Source organism: Bacteroides sp. AF39-11AC, from assembly GCF_003474285.1.
In the GTDB taxonomy this organism is placed as follows: Bacteria; Bacteroidota; Bacteroidia; order Bacteroidales; family Bacteroidaceae; genus Bacteroides.
The window spans coordinates 65,555-86,715 of the sequence record NZ_QROH01000013.1 but is presented as its reverse complement, the minus strand read 5'-3'; the positions used below and the strand labels follow the sequence as shown (position 1 = coordinate 86,715).

Annotated in this window: 22 protein-coding genes and 4 tRNA genes; 19 read left to right on the top strand and 7 right to left on the bottom strand. The window is 42.2% G+C overall.

Annotated features, from left to right (window positions below; translation table 11 throughout):
* Positions 1 to 29: 29 nt before the first annotated feature.
* Both DW036_RS23385 and DW036_RS23380 read right to left on the bottom strand, forming a co-directional pair.
* The gene (locus DW036_RS23385; protein ID WP_118466404.1) at positions 30 to 599 is read right to left on the bottom strand and encodes an RNA polymerase sigma factor; all 570 of its coding nucleotides are present in this window, start codon (positions 597 to 599) and stop codon (positions 30 to 32) included.
* Positions 592 to 990: a hypothetical protein gene (locus DW036_RS23380; RefSeq protein ID WP_118466403.1), complete on the bottom strand. Its 399-nt coding sequence runs from the start codon at positions 988 to 990 to the stop codon at positions 592 to 594. The genes DW036_RS23385 and DW036_RS23380 overlap by 8 nt, the downstream gene beginning before the upstream one ends.
* A 133-nt stretch (positions 991 to 1,123) precedes the next feature.
* Here DW036_RS23380 and DW036_RS23375 point away from each other — a divergent pair, with 133 nt between their 5' ends.
* Entirely contained in the window at positions 1,124 to 1,603 is a 480-nt protein-coding gene (locus DW036_RS23375; RefSeq protein WP_118466402.1) for a low molecular weight protein-tyrosine-phosphatase, read from the top strand.
* A 174-nt stretch (positions 1,604 to 1,777) separates the two neighbouring features.
* Here DW036_RS23375 and DW036_RS23370 read toward each other — a convergent pair whose 3' ends face one another.
* The 3 genes from DW036_RS23370 to DW036_RS23360 are packed head-to-tail and all read right to left on the bottom strand — an operon-like array spanning position 1,778 to position 5,361.
* Positions 1,778 to 2,512 (bottom strand): hypothetical protein, encoded by a 735-nt coding sequence (locus tag DW036_RS23370; RefSeq protein WP_118466401.1) that lies wholly within the window; start codon positions 2,510 to 2,512, stop codon positions 1,778 to 1,780.
* A gap of 9 nt (positions 2,513 to 2,521) precedes the next feature.
* The gene (locus DW036_RS23365; RefSeq protein ID WP_118466400.1) at positions 2,522 to 3,295 is read right to left on the bottom strand and encodes a hypothetical protein; all 774 of its coding nucleotides are present in this window, start codon (positions 3,293 to 3,295) and stop codon (positions 2,522 to 2,524) included.
* A gap of 5 nt (positions 3,296 to 3,300) precedes the next feature.
* On the bottom strand, positions 3,301 to 5,361 hold the full coding sequence (locus tag DW036_RS23360) for an HD family phosphohydrolase (RefSeq protein ID WP_118466447.1): 2,061 nt from the start codon (positions 5,359 to 5,361) through the stop codon (positions 3,301 to 3,303).
* Positions 5,362 to 5,458: 97 nt separating this feature from the next.
* Here DW036_RS23360 and gltX point away from each other — a divergent pair, with 97 nt between their 5' ends.
* Both gltX and DW036_RS23350 read left to right on the top strand, forming a co-directional pair.
* The gene (gene gltX / locus DW036_RS23355; RefSeq protein ID WP_118466399.1) at positions 5,459 to 6,976 is read left to right on the top strand and encodes a glutamate--tRNA ligase; all 1,518 of its coding nucleotides are present in this window, start codon (positions 5,459 to 5,461) and stop codon (positions 6,974 to 6,976) included.
* A 25-nt stretch (positions 6,977 to 7,001) separates the two neighbouring features.
* Positions 7,002 to 8,222 (top strand): 3-deoxy-D-manno-octulosonic acid transferase, encoded by a 1,221-nt coding sequence (locus tag DW036_RS23350; RefSeq protein ID WP_118466398.1) that lies wholly within the window; start codon positions 7,002 to 7,004, stop codon positions 8,220 to 8,222.
* 74 nt (positions 8,223 to 8,296) lie between these two features.
* Here DW036_RS23350 and DW036_RS23345 read toward each other — a convergent pair whose 3' ends face one another.
* The gene (locus tag DW036_RS23345; RefSeq protein WP_007662112.1) at positions 8,297 to 8,812 is read right to left on the bottom strand and encodes a gamma carbonic anhydrase family protein; all 516 of its coding nucleotides are present in this window, start codon (positions 8,810 to 8,812) and stop codon (positions 8,297 to 8,299) included.
* A 26-nt stretch (positions 8,813 to 8,838) separates the two neighbouring features.
* Positions 8,839 to 10,620, bottom strand: a complete 1,782-nt coding sequence (locus DW036_RS23340; RefSeq protein WP_118466397.1) for an aminopeptidase P family protein — start codon at positions 10,618 to 10,620, stop codon at positions 8,839 to 8,841.
* 113 nt (positions 10,621 to 10,733) lie between these two features.
* Between DW036_RS23340 and DW036_RS25675 the strand changes: the two genes are divergently transcribed.
* From DW036_RS25675 to rpoB, 16 genes are all read left to right on the top strand, one after another.
* The gene (locus tag DW036_RS25675; protein WP_158585990.1) at positions 10,734 to 10,874 is read left to right on the top strand and encodes a hypothetical protein; all 141 of its coding nucleotides are present in this window, start codon (positions 10,734 to 10,736) and stop codon (positions 10,872 to 10,874) included.
* A gap of 177 nt (positions 10,875 to 11,051) precedes the next feature.
* Positions 11,052 to 11,243, top strand: coding sequence for a 30S ribosomal protein S21 (gene rpsU / locus DW036_RS23335; protein ID WP_007662115.1), 192 nt, complete (start codon positions 11,052 to 11,054; stop codon positions 11,241 to 11,243).
* A 72-nt stretch (positions 11,244 to 11,315) separates the two neighbouring features.
* Positions 11,316 to 12,200 (top strand): tyrosine recombinase XerC, encoded by an 885-nt coding sequence (xerC, locus tag DW036_RS23330; protein ID WP_118466396.1) that lies wholly within the window; start codon positions 11,316 to 11,318, stop codon positions 12,198 to 12,200.
* A gap of 16 nt (positions 12,201 to 12,216) precedes the next feature.
* Entirely contained in the window at positions 12,217 to 12,516 is a 300-nt protein-coding gene (gene hpf / locus DW036_RS23325; protein ID WP_118466395.1) for a ribosome hibernation-promoting factor, HPF/YfiA family, read from the top strand.
* A 95-nt stretch (positions 12,517 to 12,611) separates the two neighbouring features.
* Positions 12,612 to 12,685, top strand: a tRNA-Thr gene (locus DW036_RS23320).
* Between the two features lie 42 nt (positions 12,686 to 12,727).
* A tRNA-Tyr gene (locus DW036_RS23315) sits at positions 12,728 to 12,810 on the top strand.
* A 16-nt stretch (positions 12,811 to 12,826) separates the two neighbouring features.
* Positions 12,827 to 12,898: transfer RNA gene (locus tag DW036_RS23310), tRNA-Thr, on the top strand.
* A gap of 50 nt (positions 12,899 to 12,948) precedes the next feature.
* Positions 12,949 to 14,133 carry an elongation factor Tu gene (gene tuf, locus DW036_RS23305; protein ID WP_118466394.1) on the top strand — a complete coding sequence of 395 codons (1,185 nt, stop codon included), beginning with the start codon at positions 12,949 to 12,951 and terminating at the stop codon, positions 14,131 to 14,133.
* A 54-nt stretch (positions 14,134 to 14,187) separates the two neighbouring features.
* A tRNA-Trp gene (locus DW036_RS23300) sits at positions 14,188 to 14,260 on the top strand.
* Between the two features lie 14 nt (positions 14,261 to 14,274).
* A complete protein-coding gene (gene secE / locus DW036_RS23295) occupies positions 14,275 to 14,466 on the top strand; it encodes a preprotein translocase subunit SecE (protein ID WP_007662120.1) in 192 nt (63 codons plus the stop codon).
* A 12-nt stretch (positions 14,467 to 14,478) separates the two neighbouring features.
* Positions 14,479 to 15,021 (top strand): transcription termination/antitermination protein NusG, encoded by a 543-nt coding sequence (gene nusG / locus DW036_RS23290; RefSeq protein ID WP_007662121.1) that lies wholly within the window; start codon positions 14,479 to 14,481, stop codon positions 15,019 to 15,021.
* A 58-nt stretch (positions 15,022 to 15,079) separates the two neighbouring features.
* A complete protein-coding gene (rplK, locus tag DW036_RS23285) occupies positions 15,080 to 15,523 on the top strand; it encodes a 50S ribosomal protein L11 (RefSeq protein WP_118421707.1) in 444 nt (147 codons plus the stop codon).
* A 15-nt stretch (positions 15,524 to 15,538) separates the two neighbouring features.
* A complete protein-coding gene (rplA, locus tag DW036_RS23280) occupies positions 15,539 to 16,237 on the top strand; it encodes a 50S ribosomal protein L1 (protein ID WP_007662125.1) in 699 nt (232 codons plus the stop codon).
* 15 nt (positions 16,238 to 16,252) lie between these two features.
* Entirely contained in the window at positions 16,253 to 16,771 is a 519-nt protein-coding gene (rplJ, locus tag DW036_RS23275; RefSeq protein ID WP_007662127.1) for a 50S ribosomal protein L10, read from the top strand.
* Between the two features lie 47 nt (positions 16,772 to 16,818).
* A complete protein-coding gene (gene rplL, locus DW036_RS23270) occupies positions 16,819 to 17,196 on the top strand; it encodes a 50S ribosomal protein L7/L12 (RefSeq protein WP_007662129.1) in 378 nt (125 codons plus the stop codon).
* Between the two features lie 104 nt (positions 17,197 to 17,300).
* On the top strand, positions 17,301 to 21,113 hold the full coding sequence (gene rpoB / locus DW036_RS23265) for a DNA-directed RNA polymerase subunit beta (RefSeq protein ID WP_118466393.1): 3,813 nt from the start codon (positions 17,301 to 17,303) through the stop codon (positions 21,111 to 21,113).
* Positions 21,114 to 21,161 lie beyond the last annotated feature (48 nt).

The window sequence follows — 21,161 nt, the reverse complement described above, 5'->3', positions numbered from 1 at the left end:
GTGGATAAACAGAGAGTTAAAAACTGAGGTTAGTAATTTAGAAGATCGTTATACAGTCCTTTCAGCCGTTTGCGAAGGTGAATGACGGCATAATGTTTTCGTGATAATAAAGTGTTGACTGATATTCCGGTAGCATTGGCAACTTCTTTGGCTGACAATCCTTCCAGTTCCATTAATTCGAATGCTTCACGTTGTTCGGACGGTAATTCGGCCAGAGCAGTTTCAAGCTCTTGCCAAACGAGTGACCGCATATATTCTATTTCCGGAGTAGGGGGAGCATCGCTGAACAGCACTTCTGAGAACTCGCTCAGTACATTGTCTTCTTTATCATAGCTCGAAACCGGCAGTTCTTCCTCCTGCATTTTCTTGCCTTTATTGATAATGGTATTTCGTGCTACGCGATATAGCCATGCTGTAACCTGCTCGATAGGATTGAAAGTGCTTTCAATGGTTTTCACCAACTGATACAATACGTCTTGCAGAATATCTTCGGCATCTTCTTTAGTGGAAACCCGCTTGCGGATAAATGCTTTCAGGTGGGGTTGATGTTCTGCAATCAGTTCTTCCAAACTGTTGTCTTTGCCAGTCAGGTTATTCATTTTCTTTGGGAGTTTCGCTACCGTTGTTTCTATCAAAGTTTCTCTCGTCGAAGAATCCGTCTCTGCCGAAAGGACCGCCGAATCCGAACTTCTTTCTTTTATTAATGAAGTCCTTGCGTTCTTCCGGAGACATCTTCTCCCATTTAGCGCGGAACGGGTTACCCTCTTTACCACCGGGCATTCCTCTTCGGCCGGGGAAACCTCCTCTGCCCGGGAATCCTCCGAAGAGAATGCGTGCAAGTACGAACAATGCCAGAGCTTGCCAGAAATTGATGGCTGCCAGTCCTAAGACTCCGGGCACTACGAAATTCCATAATAACATGACTATTGCTCCAAATGCCGCAATGGCTAATACCCAAAACAAAGGTATAATAAAAAATCTTTTTTTCATGATGTTCTAATTTTAATGATTTACATATTGCTTTGAAAACGTTCTCTGTATATGCTGACAACTGAGAAGAAGAAATATTTTAAGAGAATACAAAAAACTTCTATATTTGCGTTTCTAAATAAAAAATGTGCTTATGAAACCTTGTAGAATACTGTTTGTTTGCCTGGGAAATATTTGCCGTTCTTCTTCTGCGGAAGGTGTGATGAAGCATTTGGTTTCAGAAGCCGGACTGGAAGATCAGTTTGTGATAGACTCTGCCGGTATCTTGTCCTATCATCAGGGGGAATTACCTGATAGCCGGATGCGTGCCCATGCTATTCGTCGCGGTTACGAGCTCACACATCGTTCGCGCCCCGTGCGAACGGAAGATTTCTATAATTTCGATTTGATTATCGGGATGGACGACCGGAATATTGATGACTTGAAAGATCGTGCCCCTTCTCCGGAAGAATGGAAGAAGATACACCGTATGACGGAATACTGTACCCGCTTTACGCATGCCGACCACGTGCCCGATCCATATTATGGTGGAGCCGAAGGATTTGAGTATGTGCTCGATCTACTGGAGGATGCTTGTGTAGGATTGTTGGAGCGTATTTCGCAAAGCAACTAATACTAATCCTTGTTTTAGTAATAGATAGATGCCGGAACTGCGGATGCTAATTCGTTCCCTTATGGAGAACATTGCGTCCCCTTATGGAGGAACGCAATGTTCCCTATAGGGGGACGCAATGTTCCTTATGGTGGGACGAATTAACGTTGGTATAGAGAAGCTTTCCGCTATGCCTTATTGATTAATACTGTCGGTTGCATCGATCCCTAAAGATTGTAGCAGGAGCGCCAACTCTTTTGCAGATTTGAGAGGCATCCATCCCAATAAATAACGTTGGTAACAGAAGTTCTTATCTATCAGTTCTATAAATACCCGTGGCTGTTTGGAAGAGAATATACAGAAGTTCAATTTGCGTATCTCATCGTAAGGTAATACCCGTTTGGAAAAACGGTTGCTTAAGACCAGCCCCTCATGCTCAGTTCGGATGCTATGACACTTATAGAAAAGATAATAGAGAACTATAGGAAAGCATATCACATAGGTAGTCAGAGCGAAATACTTGGCTATATCTTTTACCAAGTATTCGCCTGTAGGCTCTTGTAATAAGGCTTTCAGCATTACATATCCTAAGACAAGCAACACTGCTGTATAGAAAACGTCGAATAGTATATTCCAGATACTCCAATAGCTCTTTTCCGGTATTGTTACTAGCTGTTTTACTTGTGGAATATAATTGCTGAAAGGTATCTGTTTGTCCAATAAATAATGGAGAACTTCCGTACCTGTTTTGTTTGGACGGAGCATTTTTGTTTTTCCGGACCGCAATTGCAAGATCAGAATTGAAGGACCTACCTGGAATTTATAATTCTGCATAAAGCAGAAGCTTTGGATATCCTCCGGATTTATCTTCTTTCTGGAAAAGTACTGCTCAACTTTGCGCTTTTCCGTTTCATTTTGAGTGTAATTCATAGCGCTTACTTAGTGAAAAATCTGTTTATCCTGATAGAACCTCTTATCTTCATTCAGGCTACATGTAGCGTCTACACCTGCACTTTGCAGTGTCTCAGCAATGTCATTCAGTGTTCGCCGGGATACCCTGCCTATGTAGTAAAGACGATAGTGATAATCTTTATCCAATATTTCCATCACATGCGTGAAAGCCTGTTCGCGTGCAAAGTCAAAGTTGACTTTAAGTATCTTTTCGTAGGGATACACTATTTCACGTCCTACACTATATATCCTGAGACTTTTATTGTCTATCTTCAGATAGCAGAAGCGTGTCATCAGCATGTGCATGAAATAGATACTCAGACCGAACGAAATGACGCCCAGAATATATGCCCACCAACTTCCGAATGCAATAGCCTGATATCCCAATATCATGAACGTGATGAAAAGCACAAAGAAATAAAACATATAGAGTGACGGGCGCTGATAGGTAGTCGCCGGAATTTCCGCCGCTGTCCGTTCCCGCGAGATAGAATTATCAAAAGGTATGTTCTGCGAAATCAGATAGCGGATAATAGATGATGGCTTCTGGAAGGGACGAACATAAAAAGCCTTTTGGCTACCCTGTTTCAGGTGTAATGTCAAGATGCCCGCACCATATTTATCTTTGACCTTCAGGTTGCTTTTGCGTGGAACCTCGCGAAAACGCTTCATGAAACTGAAACTCTGGATGTCATGCAGCCGGACGCCTTTGTGTTGCAGAAGGCTTTCGGTACGTTTTTGGTCTTGGGCGGTTGTTTTCATATTTCTTATTTTTTAAGTTCGGGATAGCTGATACGGGTATGGTAAATCGTTTTCAATTTTTCTTTGAAAACTGATTTTACGGTGGCGATATCCTTGAAGGTGATAGGGCATTCTTTGAAGTAACCTTCTTCTACTTGCGAATCAATAATCTTGTCCACCAGGTTATTGATACTATCTTCCGTATATTCGGGCAAACTGCGGGATGCAGCTTCCACGGCATCTGCCATCATTAAGATAGCTGTTTCACGAGTGAATGGATTCGGACCCGGGTAAGTGAATAATTCTTCGTTTGGTTCTTCGTCCGGGTGTTCATTTTTCCAGGAAATATAGAAATACTTCGTTTTTCCCCTGCCATGGTGAGTACTGATAAAGTCTTTTATCACTTTAGGCAGGTTGTTCTTCTCAGCCAGTTTCAGTCCGTCCGTCACATGGCTGATGATGACCTGTGCACTTTGTTCATAACTGAGATTTTTGTGCGGATTGACACCTCCCGATTGGTTCTCAGTAAAGAATACCGGATTTTCCATCTTGCCAATGTCATGATATAAAGCACCGGTACGCACTAACTGGCTCTTTGCCCCAATACGGTTGGCTGCTTCTGCTGCAAGGTTGGCCACTTGCATGGAGTGCTGGAAAGTACCTGGAACTGTTTCGGACAAGCGACGCAGTAACGGACTGTTGATATTGGAAAGCTCTACCAGAGTAACGTTGGAAGTAAATCCGAAAGTCTTCTCCAACAAGAATAAAAGCGGATAAGTAAACAATAGAAGTACTCCATTCACTGTGAAGTAGGTATACATGCTTCCATTCAGTTTTGACAAGTCGTTTTCAGTAATTAACTCAAATGAGAAATAAAGTGCAGCGTAAGTAAGTATCACCAACAGGGCTGTGCGGAAAAGTTGAGAACGCTGTGATAATTCCCGCAGGCTGAATATGGCAACCAGACCGGCGGCCAGTTGCAGGAGTATGAACTCATGCGGATAGCGTAAACAAATGGAGCATATCAGTATAGTGACTACCTGTGTGAGGAATGCCGTACGTGAGTCGAGGAATACACGGATAATGACCGGCAGCATCGCATAGGGAATAATGTAAACATTGTAGATGTTATTTGCTACCATGAGGGCCGTTACCACACAATAAAACATGATCAGTGTAAAGAGTAGGGACAGGCTGCCCTTACGTTCATAATAGTCCTTACGGAACAAATCGAGATAAAGCATGAAGCACAGAATAAAGATACCGACAAATAGTGTTTGCCCTGTTAGTATCAAGCGTTTCTGTCCCAGTGACTCACTGCGCTGAATAGATTCTTTCCGTAGACTTTCAAGAATATTATAGGTTTCCTGATCTACAATTTCTCCCCGGTCTATGATCTTCTGTCCGCTTACAACTATGCCATTTGCCCAGGCATAATTATCGAGGGTTTCTTTCTTGGCTGTTTCCGTGCGCTGTTCATCGTATGACAGATTCGGATACAGGTATTCGTTGAGAGAACATTGTCGTAAAATAAAAGGTGAATAGTGCGCAGTGTCCGCAGTAAGCAGATAGGTATAGGCATCTTTTACGGAAAACAGTTGTTCAGTGCTTCGTTGGTTGGCAAGTTTATCATCAATTACCATAATGGCAGTGGTGCTGTCTTGCCGTAGTTGGTCGAGTCCCTCCGTAGAAAGTATGCCCGCCTTATAAATTTCCGACAATCTTTTTTCCAGATAACGCATGTAGTCGGAAGATGGGACAATGTCACGCAGATGGCTTTGATAATCTGCTTTCAACTTACTGATAGCAGTCTTCTCTATACTTTTATCTAATTGATAATAAGGTTGGAAAGCAGCAAGAATACTATCCTGCTCCCGTTTCACGACTGCATCGTCCTTATAGATAGGAAAATCGAATGTAGCCATAAGCTGTCCATATTTCCACGGCTTATCAATATCGAACTGATAATTAAATTTGCCGTCACGCGGCAGGAAGTATACAATAATAGCTACCGTGCCGATAAATATGAGTACTTTATATAGCAAATCTCTATAAGAAAAGCTTTTTTGGGTCTTGATTTTATTCATATCGGTTGAATTTTTTGCGAAAAGTACAAAAAAAAACATTAGTGTGGAAAAAAAGGTTTAATTTTGCCGTCTAATTATCTCATAAGTAATGCAAAATATGACAGAAAGAAGAGTCAGAGTTCGATTTGCCCCAAGTCCTACAGGGGCGTTGCACATTGGTGGTGTGCGTACAGCATTATACAATTATCTTTTTGCACGCCAACATGGAGGTGATATGATTTTCCGTATCGAAGATACTGATAGTAACCGTTTTGTGCCGGGTGCAGAAGAATATATATTGGAATCTTTCAAATGGTTGGGTATCCCGTTCGATGAGGGAGTCAGCTTTGGTGGAGAGCATGGACCGTACCGCCAGTCCGAACGCCGTGAAATATACAAGAAGTATGTGAAAGTATTATTGGATGCAGGTAAGGCTTATATTGCTTTTGATACTCCCGAGGAGTTGGAAGCAAAGCGTACTGAAATAGCCAATTTCCAATATGATGCTTCTACCCGTATGCAAATGCGTAATTCACTGACACTTTCTAAAGAAGAAGTAGATGCATTGGTTGCCGAGGGTAAGCAGTACGTGGTTCGTTTTAAGATAGACCCCAATGAAGATGTGCATGTAAATGACCTGATTCGGGGTGAGGTGATAATTAATTCTTCTATTCTGGATGATAAGGTACTTTATAAATCAGCAGATGAGCTTCCGACCTATCACTTGGCAAATATTGTAGACGACCATTTGATGGAGGTTTCCCATGTGATTCGTGGTGAAGAATGGTTGCCCTCTGCACCGTTGCACGTGTTGTTGTACCGTGCTTTTGGTTGGGAAGATACGATGCCGGCCTTTGCCCACTTGCCTTTGCTGCTGAAGCCGGAAGGTAACGGTAAGTTGAGCAAGCGTGACGGTGACCGTCTTGGTTTCCCCGTATTCCCACTGGAATGGCATGATCCCAAAACAGGTGAAGTTTCTTCCGGATACCGTGAATCGGGTTATCTGCCCGAGGCAGTAATTAATTTCCTGGCTCTGCTGGGATGGAATCCGGGTAACGATCAGGAACTCATGTCGATGGATGAACTGATAAAATTGTTCGATCTGAGCCATTGCAGCAAATCCGGTGCTAAGTTTGATTATAAGAAAGGAATCTGGTTCAATCACGAATATATATTGTTGAAGCCGGATACAGAAATAGCAGAACTTTTTGTTCCGGTTCTGAAGGAACAGGGCGTGGAAGCTCCGTTTGAGAAAGTGGTAACTGTAGTAGGCATGATGAAGAATCGTGTAAGCTTTGTGCGCGAACTTTGGGAAGCATCCAGTTTCTTCTTTGTAGCTCCGACCGAATATGACGAAAAAACTGTGAAGAAACGCTGGAAAGAAGATTCTGCCCAGTGCATGACTGAATTGATGGAAGTATTGGCAGGTATCGAAGATTTCGGCATCGAAAACCAGGAAAAGATTGTGATGGACTGGATTGCAGAAAAAGGATACCATACCGGAAATATAATGAATGCTTTTCGCCTGACGCTGGTAGGCGAGGGGAAAGGCCCGCATATGTTCGACATCTCCTGGGTGCTGGGCAAAGAAGAGACACTGGCGCGTATGAAACGAGCAATTGAGGTACTGAAATAAAATTGAAACCCAAGCTGAAGAAAGTATGTTTTACGACCTTGCAATAGGTATCTATGACCTTCTGGTGCATCTGGCGGCTCCTTTTAGCCGTAAACCCCGTAAAATGATGAAAGGGCATTGGGTGGTGTATGAACTTCTCAGACAGCAATTGGAAAAGGATGTGCGCTACATCTGGTTTCATGCGGCTTCCTTGGGCGAGTTTGAACAAGGGCGTCCTCTGATAGAGAAAATTCGTGCCAAATATCCTGATTATGGTATATTGCTGACATTCTTCTCTCCTTCCGGATATGAAGTACGTAAGAATTATCGTGGGGCGGATGTGGTATGTTACCTGCCGTTTGATAAACCCCGGAATGTGAAGAAATTCCTGGATATAGCGAATCCTTGCATGGCTTTCTTCATCAAATATGAGTTCTGGAAGAATTATCTGGATGAATTACATAAACGTCGTATCCCGGTATATAGTGTATCGTCTATATTCCGTCGCGGACAGGTTTTTTTTAAGTGGTACGGAGGGACTTATCGCCACGTATTACGTAATTTCGATCATTTGTTTGTGCAGAATGAACGTTCTAAACGCTATTTGGCTAAGATCGGTATCAATCGCGTGACGGTAGTTGGTGATACGCGCTTCGACAGGGTTTTGCAGATACGTGAAGAAGCTAAAGAATTGCCTTTGGTAAAGCTCTTTAAGAATGATACGATGACTTTTGTTGCCGGTAGTTCCTGGCAACCGGATGAAGATTTGTTTATCGAATATTTCAATAATCACCCGGAAGTAAAACTTATAATAGCTCCGCATGTGATAGATGAAAATCACCTGGTAGAGATAATCCGGAAATTGAAACGCCCGTATGTGCGCTATACCCGTGCGGACGAAAAGAATGTGCTGAAAGCTGATTGCCTGATTATTGATTGCTTCGGTTTATTATCCTCTATTTATCGATATGGTGAGATAGCATATGTAGGTGGCGGTTTCGGAGTGGGTATTCATAACACATTAGAAGCGGCTGTCTATGGAATTCCGGTTATATTCGGACCTAAATACCAGAAATTTATGGAAGCCATACAGCTGATAGAAGCTAAGGGTGCTTTCTCCATTAAGAATTATGAGGAATTGAAAGAATTGCTTGACCGGATGCTGACAGATGATATATTCTTACGTGAGACAGGAACGAATGCCGGATATTATGTCACTAGTAACGCTGGAGCCACGGATAAAATATTGAGTATGATTAATTTTTAAGATATATATAAATAGAAAGCGGGCAGATAAACTATTATCTGCCCGCTTTCTATTTATATATATCCGTCAGTTTATCATTCCTTATACCAATTGGAATACATCAGATAGTTATGTGCAATCTTCTGATTCAACTCTTTAGCCTGTGCCGGATCTACTTTTTTGATGAATTTTGCAGGGACACCACCCCAGATGCTTCCCGGTTCGATGACCGTGTTGCTCAAAACCAGTGAGCCGGCAGCAACAATAGCGCCTTCACCCACAATAGCGTGGTCGAGAATGGTAGAACCCATGCCTACCAATGCATAATCTTTAATGGTAGCTCCATGAATGGTGACGTTGTGCCCTACAGAAACGTGATCGCCTATTTCAATGGTTGATTTTTCATATAAGGTGTGCAGCACGCTTCCGTCTTGTATATTGACCCCGTTTCCGATACGGATGGAGTTTACGTCTCCGCGCAGTACGGTGCTGAACCAAATGCTGCAATCACGTCCCATTTTTACATCTCCGATGATGGCTGCATTGTCCGCTAAAAAACAGTTCTCTCCAAATTCAGGAGTGAAACCTCTGACTGATTTGATTAATGCCATTTTGTATACTGGTTACTATTTAGTGGTTATAATTTACTTGTTGCTTCCTTCAACCATGCCTGTTCTTCTTTGTTCAGGCTTGGCGATAATTTCTCATATACAGTTTGATGATAGCTGTTGAGCCATGCGATTTCTTCGGTAGTGAGCAGTTCTTTAATAATTCCCTTTTTACAGATAGGGCAAAGGGTTACGGTCTCGAATTGTAGATAGTTGCCGAACATTCCTTCTCCGGCAGGAACTACCAGAACCAGATTTTCCGTCCGGATTCCATGACTTCCTGCTTTGTATACGCCCGGTTCGTTGGATGTCAGCATACCCAGTTGCAGGGGTACCGGGTTTTCATTCATCCGGATACTCTGAGGACCTTCGTGTACATTCAGGAAATGGCCTACACCATGTCCTGTACCATGCAGGAAGTTCATTCCTCGTTGCCATATCGGCATACGCGCCAGTACATCCAGTTGTGCTCCGCGTGTACCAACAGGAAATTTAGCCATTGCCAGTGCGATGTGCCCTTTTAATATTAATGTATAGTCTGTTTTCTCTTCTTCAGTTAGTTTGCCTAAGGCAATCGTACGTGTAATATCTGTGGTTCCGTCCAGATATTGTGCGCCGGAATCTAGTAGCAGAAAACCTTCAGGCTTTAGAGGAACATCTGTTTCGGGAGTCGCTTCGTAATGTACGATTGCCCCATGTTCTTTGTACCCTGCAATGGTGTCAAAGCTTTCTCCCCTGTATAAATCCTGTTCGGCACGGAAGTTATGCAGCTTTTTGTCTACACTTATCTCGGTTTCTTTGCCGGTGGGGACTGCCTCTTCCAGCCACTTCAGGAATTTGACCAGAGCTACTCCGTCTCGTTGCATTGCTGCGTGTATTCCGGCTATCTCCTGTTCGTTACGAATTGCTTTCAGCAGAGTAACCGGGGAAGCACCATGAATGGTTCTGCAATTGGGGTTGACAGCCGAATACATGGCGTAATTTGTTTTAGCCGGATTAATGAGCAGGCTATCCACATTTATCCGGTTGAGGTATGTTTCCACTTCTTCATAAGGGTGCAGACTTACTCCTATTTCTTTTAGATAGTCGGTAACCTCAGGGGTAATCTTTTGTGGTTGGATGAAAAAGTGTGTATGTTGTTCTTCAATCAATAGGTAGCTGACAACTACAGGATTGCAATGTACATCACTGCCGCGTAGGTTAAGTGTCCATGCAATTTCGTCCAGAGCCGACAGGAATAATGCTTTGGCATTGCACTTTTTCAACTCTTCCCGGATAATGGAAATTTTTTCTGTGCTGCTTTTTCCTGCATATTTTGTTTCATGGATAAAGGCTGGATCTTCCGGCATTGGCGGTCGGTCAGCCCATAATTGCTCTAACGGATCTGAAATACTTTTCAGCCGTATCCGGTGTTTCTGTAATTTAACTCTCATGTCCTCCACAGCTTCTGCAGAAAACATTTTCCCATCAATACCTACGGTGTCACCGGGAGCTAATTGCATACTTAAAAATGTGGAGATATCGGGTGTCTCGGGAAGCATTTCTTTGTATAACTCTATTTCAGTACCTTCCAACTGTTGGGCAGCTTGGAGGAAATAGCGTGAATCAGTCCATAATCCTGCTTTAGTGGTAGTAACGACAACGGTTCCTGCGGAACCTGTAAAACCGGAAATCCATTCCCGGGATTTCCAGTGAGGAGCAACATATTCACTCAGATGTGGGTCCGTACTTGGAATAATGAAGGCCTGTATGCCCTCTTGACTGAACAAAGCCCGTAAGGCTTGTATCCGATTGTTTATTGTCTGGCTCATATACTATTTATATATAGGTATAACATTCATCCCTCAAAGATACTCACTTTCTTTGAATATCTTTTGCCGATTACTGTACTTTGTCCGTTGATAGCAGGAAAACAATGCCTTTTTTGATGCACAGACAGTACCAACGCCGTACCAACTTCGTACCAACACCGTGTCAACTCCGTACCAACTCCAAGCATATAGACATGGAGCAGATACGGATGAGACACGGATTGGATACGGGACGCGGTCAACTTCTTTGCTGATATATGTCCTGTATGTCTGCTTTTCCTCTGGGGCTGAGAGCTTTCTTGTTGGGATAATCTTTCTTCTTTTTATAGAATTTTTGGCGGAAAGTTTTGTGGATAAAGAAACTATGTGTAATTTTGCCGCTCAATTTAATCGTGAGATTTTTAAACCATTAACATTTTAATAAAAAGAAAATGATTGTAGTACCTGTAAAAGAAGGCGAAAACATTGAGAAAGCGCTGAAGAAATTTAAAAGAAAATTCGAGAAAACTGGTATCGTTAAGGAATTAAGAAGCAGACAGCAGTTTGACAAACCGTCTGTGGTTAACAGACTTAAGAAAGAACGTGCAGTTTACGTACAAAAACTTCAGCAAGTAGAAGATTAATAATTCGTAATTTCCTTTGAATTATTGAATTCTTTTCATACATTCGTTGCATGATTTTTGATGTAGCGATATATGTGGTTGACAGACTCTTTTCTTGACTATCTTCAGTACGAACGGAATTATTCCGAAGAGACTATAAAGTCTTATCGGGAAGATTTGCGTCAGTTTGAAGAGTTTGCGAGAGAAGAAGTTGGAGATTCGGCTCCATCGGAAGTAAAGACTGAACTTGTTCGTGAATGGATTGTTTCTTTAATGGACAGGGGATATACTTCTACTTCAATAAACCGGAAGCTAAGTTCGCTCAGGTCATTTTATAAATTCCTTTTAAGGAAGGGTGAAGTGGCAGTGAATCCATTGCAAAAGATAACGGGGCCTAAAAACAAGAAGCCGTTACCTGCTTTTCTTCGGGAGAGTGATATGGATAGGTTGTTGGATGAGGTGGATTTCGGTGAAGGCTTTAAGGGATGTCGTGATCGTATGGTTATTGAGATGTTTTATGTCACGGGCGTGAGACTTTCAGAATTGATAGGATTGGACAATAAAGATGTGGATTTCTCTTCTTCACTTATTAAAGTGACGGGGAAACGAAATAAACAGCGTTTGATACCTTTTGGCGAAGAGTTGAAAATTGCAATGACGGAGTATGTCGATGTTAGAAATGAAGCAGTTCCGGTTCGGACGGATGCATTCTTTGTCCGGGAGAATGGGGAACGCCTTTCTCGCAGTATTGTTGAAAATCTAGTGAAACGAAACCTGTCAAAGGTAGTAACGTTGAAGAAGCGTAGTCCTCATGTGTTGAGGCATACTTTTGCTACGACTATGCTGAATCATGATGCAGAACTCGGAGCTATAAAAGAACTTCTCGGTCACGAGAGTTTGGCGACTACGGAGGTTTATACGCATACTACTTTTGAAGAACTTAAAAAAGTGTATAACCTGGCTCATCCTCGGGCCTAAAAGTAAGGAGGTAAGTATGGAAGTAAGAATTCAATCAATTCACTTTGATGCGTCAGAGCAATTGCAAGTCTTTATTCAGAAGAAAGTTGCAAAATTGGAGAAGTATTACGATGATATAAAGAAAGTAGAGGTGTCATTAAAGGTAGTTAAACCAGAAACCGCAGAAAATAAAGAAGCCGGCGTAAAGGTGATTGTGCCTAACGGCGATTTTTACGCAAGCAAGATCTGTGATACGTTTGAAGAGGCAGTCGATTTAAGTGTCGAAGCCGTAGAAAAACAGCTGGTTAAGTACAAGGAAAAACAACGGAGCAAATAAAATTTCGCTAAAATTTTGCGGAAAAGAAATAAATGCCTAAATTTGCAGCCGTTTCGCTCGCACTAGAACGTAACGGTTGCATTTTTTGAGTAATTGCCTCTTTAGCTCAGCTGGCCAGAGCACGTGATTTGTAATCTCGGGGTCGTTGGTTCGAATCCGACAAGAGGCTCAAAAAAACAATAAGGAAAAAGAGTTCTTTATTTAACTGTAAGGGCAAATACCAGAGTGGCCAAATGGGGCAGACTGTAAATCTGCTGGCTTACGCCTTCGGTGGTTCGAATCCATCTTTGCCCACACCTCTTTTCTCCTTGCTGTTATAGCTCAGCGGTAGAGCACTTCCTTGGTAAGGAAGAGGTCCCGGGTTCAAATCCCGGTAACAGCTCATGAATATGTAAATGCTGATTATTAATCAAATAAATAACAAGTAAAGCTATGGCTAAAGAGAAATTCGAACGTAAAAAACCGCACGTAAACATCGGTACAATCGGTCACGTTGACCACGGTAAAACCACGTTAACAGCTGCTATCACTACAGTGTTGGCAAAGAAAGGTCTTTCAGAGGTTAAATCTTTCGATCAGATCGATAATGCTCCTGAAGAAAAAGAAAGAGGTATTACTATCAATACTTCACACGTAGAGTATGAAACTGCTAACCGTCACTATGCTCACGTAGACTGTCCGGGTCACGCCGACTACGTAAAGAACATGGTAACAGGTGCTGCTCAGATGGATGGTGCTATCATCGTAGTTGCTGCTACTGATGGTCCGATGCCTCAGACTCGTGAGCATATCCTGTTGGCTCGTCAGGTAAACGTACCGAAGCTTGTTGTGTTTATGAACAAGTGTGATATGGTTGATGACGAAGAAATGTTGGAACTCGTTGAAATGGAAATGCGCGAACTGTTGGCTGCATACGAATTCGACGGTGACAATACTCCTATTGTCCGTGGTTCTGCTCTTGGTGCATTGAATGGCGTAGAAAAGTGGGAAGATAAAGTTATGGAGCTGATGGATGCTGTTGATACTTGGATTCCGCTGCCTCCGCGTGATGTTGATAAACCGTTCTTGATGCCGGTTGAAGACGTATTCTCTATTACTGGTCGTGGTACTGTTGCTACTGGTCGTATCGAAACTGGTATCATTCACGTAGGTGACGAAGTTGAAATCCTCGGTCTGGGTGAAGATAAGAAATCTGTTGTAACTGGTGTTGAAATGTTCCGCAAGTTGCTGGATCAGGGTGAAGCTGGTGATAACGTTGGTTTGTTGCTCCGTGGTGTTGATAAGAATGAAATCAAGCGCGGTATGGTTCTTTGTAAGCCGGGTCAGATTAAGCCTCACTCTAAATTCAAAGCTTCTATCTACGTTTTGAAGAAAGAAGAAGGTGGCCGTCATACTCCGTTCCACAACAAGTATCGTCCTCAATTCTATCTGCGTACTATGGACTGTACAGGTGAAATCACTCTTCCGGAAGGAACAGAAATGGTAATGCCTGGTGATAACGTAGAAATCAACGTAGAATTGATCTATCCGGTAGCTCTGAACGTAGGTTTGCGTTTCGCTATCCGTGAAGGTGGTCGTACGGTAGGTTCAGGTCAGATTACTGAAATTCTTGACTAATTACCAAATATTTTAATCAGTTCCCGGTGTATGTCGGGAACTGATTATGTTCACACGGGAGTAGCTCAGTTGGTAGAGCACCGGTCTCCAAAACCGGGTGTCGGGAGTTCGAGCCTCTCCTCCCGTGCTAATATTTTTGAAATGAAGAAGATTGTAGCTTATATTAAAGAAACTTACGACGAACTTGTACATAAAGTATCGTGGCCTACGTATTCTGAACTTACTAACAGTGCAGTAGTTGTTTTATATGCTTCCCTGCTTATTGCATTGGTAGTATTTGCGATGGACTTCTGTTTCCAGAACGTAATGGAGAAAATTATTTATCCACACTAAAAACGAGGGAAAATGTCTGAGATTGAAAAGAAATGGTACGTCCTGCGTGCTATTAGCGGAAAAGAAGCTAAGGTGAAGGAATACCTTGAAGCTGATATTAAAAACAGCGACCTTGGTGATTACGTATCTCAGGTATTGATTCCTACCGAAAAGGTTTATCAGGTTCGCAATGGAAAGAAAATTGTGAAAGAGAGAAGTTATCTCCCTGGTTACGTTTTGGTGGAGGCAGCTCTGGTTGGTGAGGTGGCTCACCACTTGAGAAATACTCCTAATGTGATTGGATTCTTAGGTGGATCGGATAAACCTGTTCCCCTGAGACAATCGGAAGTGAATCGTATACTTGGTACGGTGGACGAGCTGCAGGATGCTACTGAAGAGCTTAGCATCCCGTATGTAGTCGGTGAAACTGTGAAAGTAAATTACGGCCCGTTCAGTGGATTCAGTGGAATCATTGAAGAAGTGAACACCGAGAAGAAGAAACTTAAGGTTATGGTAAAGATATTCGGACGGAAAACTCCGCTCGAATTAGGCTTTATGCAAGTTGAAAAAGAATAATACAGGTGTTACGCTGTAGTGTTCTTTGATTAATGTTTATATATAAATCAATAAAAAAATGGCTAAAGAAGTTGCTGGACTAATCAAATTACAGATTAAAGGAGGCGCGGCAAATCCATCACCTCCCGTAGGACCTGCTTTGGGTTCAAAGGGTATTAACATCATGGAATTTTGCAAGCAATTCAACGCCAGAACCCAAGACAAAGCAGGAAAAATTCTTCCTGTGATTATCACTTACTACGCAGATAAGTCTTTCGATTTTGTAATCAAGACTCCTCCCGTTGCTATTCAATTGCTTGAAGTAGCTAAGGTAAAGAGTGGTTCTGCTGAGCCTAACCGTAAGAAAGTTGCTGAGATTACTTGGGAACAGGTTCGTACGATTGCTCAGGACAAATTGGTGGACTTGAACTGTTTCACTGTAGAAGCTGCCATGACAATGGTTGCTGGTACGGCTAGAAGTATGGGTATCGCTGTAAAAGGGGAGTTCCCGGTTAATAACTAATAAACTTCAATTAGAATGGGTAAACTGACAAAAAAACAAAAGTTGGCTGCAGAAAAAATTGAAGCAGGGAAAGCATACTCACTGAAAGAAGCTGCATCTTTGGTAAAGGAAATCACCTATACTAAGTTTGATGCTTCACTGGATATCGACGTGCGTTTGGGCGTTGACCCGCGTAAGGCGAACCAGATGGTGAGAGGTGTTGTATCACTTCCTCACGGTACTGGTAAAGTTGTACGCGTTTTGGTGCTTTGTACACCGGATGCTGAAGCTGCTGCAAAAGAAGCCGGAGCTGACTACGTTGGTCTTGACGAATATATTGAAAAGATCAAAGGTGGATGGACAGATGTGGATGTAATCATCACTATGCCGTCTATCATGGGTAAAATTGGTGCACTCGGTCGTGTGCTCGGTCCTCGTGGATTGATGCCTAACCCGAAGAGTGGTACTGTAACTATGGATGTTGCTAAAGCTGTAAGAGAAGTAAAACAAGGTAAGATCGACTTCAAAGTTGATAAGAGTGGTATTGTTCATACTTCTATCGGTAAAGTTTCATTTGGCGTTGATCAAATTCGTGATAATGCGAAGGAATTCATCTCTACTTTGAATAAATTGAAACCGACTGCAGCCAAGGGTACATATATTAAGAGTATTTATCTTTCTAGCACAATGAGTGCAGGTATCAAGATTGACCCGAAATCAGTAGAAGAAATCTAATAAAACGGAGTAATAATGAGAAAGGAAGATAAAAGTACGATTATTGAGCAGATTGCTGCTACAGTAAAGGAATATAGTCACTTCTATTTGATAGACATCACTGCGATGAACGCTGCTGCTACAAGCGCGTTGAGAAGAGAATGTTTCAAATCAGACATCAAATTGATGCTGATTAAGAATACATTGCTTCACAAAGCATTGGAAAGTCTGGAAGAAGATTATTCTCCGCTTTATGGTTGCTTGAAAGGTACTACAGCTATTATGTTCTGTAATACTGCCAACTTACCTGCTAAGTTGATCAAAGCAAAAGCTAAAGACGGTATTCCCGGACTGAAAGCTGCATATGCAGAAGAAAGCTTCTATGTTGGTGCTGACCAGTTGGATGCTCTCGTTAGTATTAAGAGTAAGAATGAAGTTATTGCCGATATCGTTGCTTTGCTGCAGTCACCGGCCAAGAATGTTATTTCTGCTCTCCAATCAGGTGGAAACACCATTCACGGAGTTCTCAAAACTCTTGGTGAACGTCCCGAATAAATTTTTCATAAACAAATTAGTAATTAAACAATTAAAATCATACAAAAATGGCAGATTTGAAAGCTTTTGCAGAACAATTAGTTAACTTGACAGTAAAAGAAGTTAATGAACTTGCAACTATCCTTAAAGAAGAATATGGTATTGAACCTGCTGCTGCAGCTGTAGCTGTTGCTGCTGGTCCTGCAGCTGGTGGTGCTGCTGCCGCTGAAGAAAAGACTTCTTTTGATGTAGTATTGAAGAGCGCTGGTGCAGCTAAACTTCAGGTTGTTAAGGCCGTGAAGGAAGCTTGTGGTCTTGGCTTGAAAGAAGCTAAGGACATGGTAGACGGTGCTCCTAGCGTAGTTAAAGAAGGTTTGGCTAAAGACGAAGCAGAATCATTGAAGAAAACATTGGAAGAAGCTGGAGCTGAAGTTGAACTTAAATAACATTAGCCTGTAAATCAGGTAATTCGGTTAAGAACCCTTCTGAAGAGGGTTCTTAACCTTTTTGTGTATATATTTAAAATTAAGTTCTACAAATCCATTAACAGATGTCTTCAAATACTGTAAACCAAAGAATTAATTTTGCTTCGACTAAAAATCCACTTGAATATCCGGATTTTTTGGAAGTACAATTGAAGTCATTCAAAGACTTTTTACAACTGGATACCCCACCCGAAAAGCGTAAGAACGAGGGACTGTATAAAGTATTTGCTGAAAACTTCCCCATTGCCGATACAAGAAACAATTTTGTTCTTGAGTTTTTGGACTACTATATTGATCCGCCGCGTTATACAATTGATGATTGTATAGAGCGAGGGCTTACTTATAGTGTGCCTTTGAAAGCAAAATTGAAATTATACTGTACAGATCCCGATCATGAGGATTTTGATACCGTTATTCAGGACGTATTCCTTGGTCCTATTCCTTATATGACGGATAAGGCGACTTTCGTCATCAACGGTGCGGAACGTGTGGTTGTATCTCAGCTTCACCGTTCTCCAGGCGTATTCTTCGGTCAGAGCGTACATGCTAATGGTACCAAACTTTATTCTGCCCGTATCATTCCGTTCAAAGGTTCATGGATTGAGTTTGCTACTGATATTAACAATGTCATGTATGCGTACATTGACCGTAAGAAGAAGTTACCCGTTACTACTTTGCTGAGAGCTATCGGTTTTGAGAATGATAAGGATATTCTTGAAATTTTCAATTTGGCCGAAGACATTAAAGTCAATAAGACGAATCTCAAAAGAGTGCTGGGACGTAAGTTAGCGGCTCGTGTATTGAAAACATGGATTGAGGATTTTGTAGACGAAGATACCGGTGAAGTTGTTTCTATTGAGCGTAATGAGGTTGTTATAGACCGTGAAACAGTTATCGAACCGGAACATGTTGACATTATTTTAGAGTCAGGCGTTCAAAACATTCTTGTTCACAAGGAAGAACCGAATCAATCTGACTACTCTATCATATATAATACGCTTCAAAAAGATCCGAGTAATTCGGAAAAAGAAGCGGTACTGTATATCTATCGTCAGTTGCGTAATGCAGACCCTGCCGATGATGCCAGTGCACGTGAAGTTATCAATAATCTGTTCTTCTCTGAAAAGAGATATGACTTGGGTGATGTAGGTCGTTACAGAATCAACAAGAAGTTGAATCTGACGACTGATATGGATGTGCGCGTTCTGACCAAGGAAGATATCATTGAGATTATCAAGTATCTGATTGAGTTGATTAACTCAAAAGCTGATGTGGATGATATTGACCACTTGAGTAACCGTCGTGTGCGTACTGTAGGTGAGCAATTGTCTAATCAGTTTGCAATTGGTTTGGCTCGTATGTCACGTACGATCCGTGAGCGTATGAATGTGCGCGATAATGAAGTGTTTACTCCGATTGACTTGATTAACGCCAAGACTATTTCTTCCGTGATCAACTCGTTCTTCGGAACGAATGCTTTGTCCCAGTTTATGGACCAGACGAATCCGTTGGCTGAAATCACGCATAAACGTCGTATGTCTGCCCTTGGTCCTGGTGGTTTGTCGCGTGAGCGTGCCGGATTTGAGGTACGTGACGTTCACTATACTCACTACGGTCGTCTTTGTCCGATTGAAACACCGGAAGGTCCGAACATTGGTTTGATCTCTTCTTTGTGTGTGTTCGCTAAGATTAATGTGCTTGGTTTCATTGAAACTCCGTATCGTAAGGTTGAAAATGGTAAGGTAGACCTTTCTGATGCAGGTTTGGCATATTTGACTGCGGAAGAAGAAGAAGCTAAGATTATTGCCCAGGGTAATGCCCCGTTGAACGATGATGGCACTTTCATTCGTGATAAAGTAAAGGCCCGTCAAGATGCTGACTATCCGGTTGTAACTCCGGATGAAGTAGAATTGATGGACGTTTCTCCTCAGCAGATTGCTTCTATTGCTGCATCTTTGATTCCTTTCTTGGAACATGATGATGCTAACCGTGCATTGATGGGTTCAAACATGATGCGCCAGGCAGTTCCTTTGTTGAAGAGTGAAGCTCCTATTGTAGGTACAGGTATCGAACGCCAGTTGGTACGCGATTCTCGGACGCAGATTACTGCTGAAGGTGATGGTGTAATCGACTTTGTGGATGCTACTACTATTCGTATTTTGTACGATCGTACGGAAGACGAAGAATTTGTAAGTTTCGAACCGGCTTTGAAAGAATATCGTATCCCGAAATGGCGTCGTACAAACCAGAATATGACGATTGACCTTCGTCCTATTTGTGAAATTGGCCAGCGTGTAACGAAGGGTCAGATTTTGACAGAAGGTTATTCTACGGAAAAAGGTGAGTTGGCTTTGGGTAAGAACCTGTTAGTAGCTTATATGCCGTGGAAAGGTTATAACTATGAGGATGCTATCGTATTGAACGAACGTGTAGTTCGTGAAGACATATTGACTTCAATTCATGTAGAAGAATATTCGCTGGAGGTTCGTGAAACGAAACGTGGTATGGAAGAATTGACTTCCGATATTCCGAATGTGAGTGAAGAAGCTACTAAAGATTTGGACGAAAATGGTATCGTACGTGTGGGTGCTCGCATCCAACCGGGTGATATTTTGATTGGTAAGATTACGCCGAAAGGTGAGTCTGATCCGTCGCCGGAAGAAAAATTGCTTCGTGCAATTTTCGGGGATAAGGCAGGTGATGTGAAAGATGCTTCTTTGAAGGCTTCTCCTTCTTTGAAAGGTGTTGTTATCGACAAGCGTTTGTTCTCACGCGTAATCAAGAGCCGTAGTTCCAAATTGGCAGATAAGGCTTTGTTGCCGAAGATTGATGATGAATTCGATGCAAAAGTTGCTGATTTAAGAGGTGTCTTGATCAGAAAGCTGTTGAAATTGACAGAAAATTATGTATCGGAGGGTGTGAAAGATTATATGGGCGCTGATATTATTTCAAAAGGTGCCAAATTCTCTCCTTCTGATTTCGGTGATCTGGACTTTACTTCAGTTCAGTTGAGTAACTGGACGAATGACGATCGTATCAATGGTATGATTCGTGATTTGGTGATGAACTTCATCAAGAAATATAAGGAACTGGATGCAGAACTGAAACGTAAGAAGTTTGCTATTACCATTGGTGATGAACTTCCTGCTGGTATCATTCAGATGGCGAAAGTGTATATTGCTAAGAAACGTAAGATCGGTGTAGGTGATAAGATGGCTGGTCGTCACGGTAACAAGGGTATTGTGTCCCGTGTTGTTCGTCAGGAAGATATGCCGTTCCTCGCTGATGGTACTCCGGTAGATATTGTATTGAATCCGTTGGGTGTGCCTTCTCGTATGAACATCGGTCAGATATTCGAGGCTGTATTAGGCCGTGCCGGTAAGAATTTGGGTGTTAAGTTTGCAACTCCTATTTTTGACGGTGCTACATTGGATGACTTGAATGAGTGGACTGACAAGGCTGGTTTGCCACGTTATGGTAAGACAAAATTGTATGATGGTGGTACGGGTGAGCCGTTTGACCAGCATGCTACGGTTGGTGTTACCTATATGTTGAAGTTGGGTCACATGGTTGAAGATAAGATGCACGCACGTTCTATCGGTCCGTACTCTCTGATTACTCAACAGCCGTTAGGTGGTAAGGCACAATTCGGTGGTCAGCGTTTCGGAGAAATGGAGGTTTGGGCGCTTGAGGCATTCGGTGCTGCGCACATTCTGCAGGAAATTTTGACTATCAAATCCGATGACGTTGTAGGTCGTTCTAAAGCTTATGAAGCAATTGTGAAGGGTGAACCGATGCCGCAACCTGGTATTCCTGAATCACTCAATGTATTGTTGCATGAGTTGAGAGGTTTGGGCCTTAGCATCAATCTGGAATAAATCTATAATTAATAGTTGGGAGCGATAATCTATTTGCTCTCAACTATT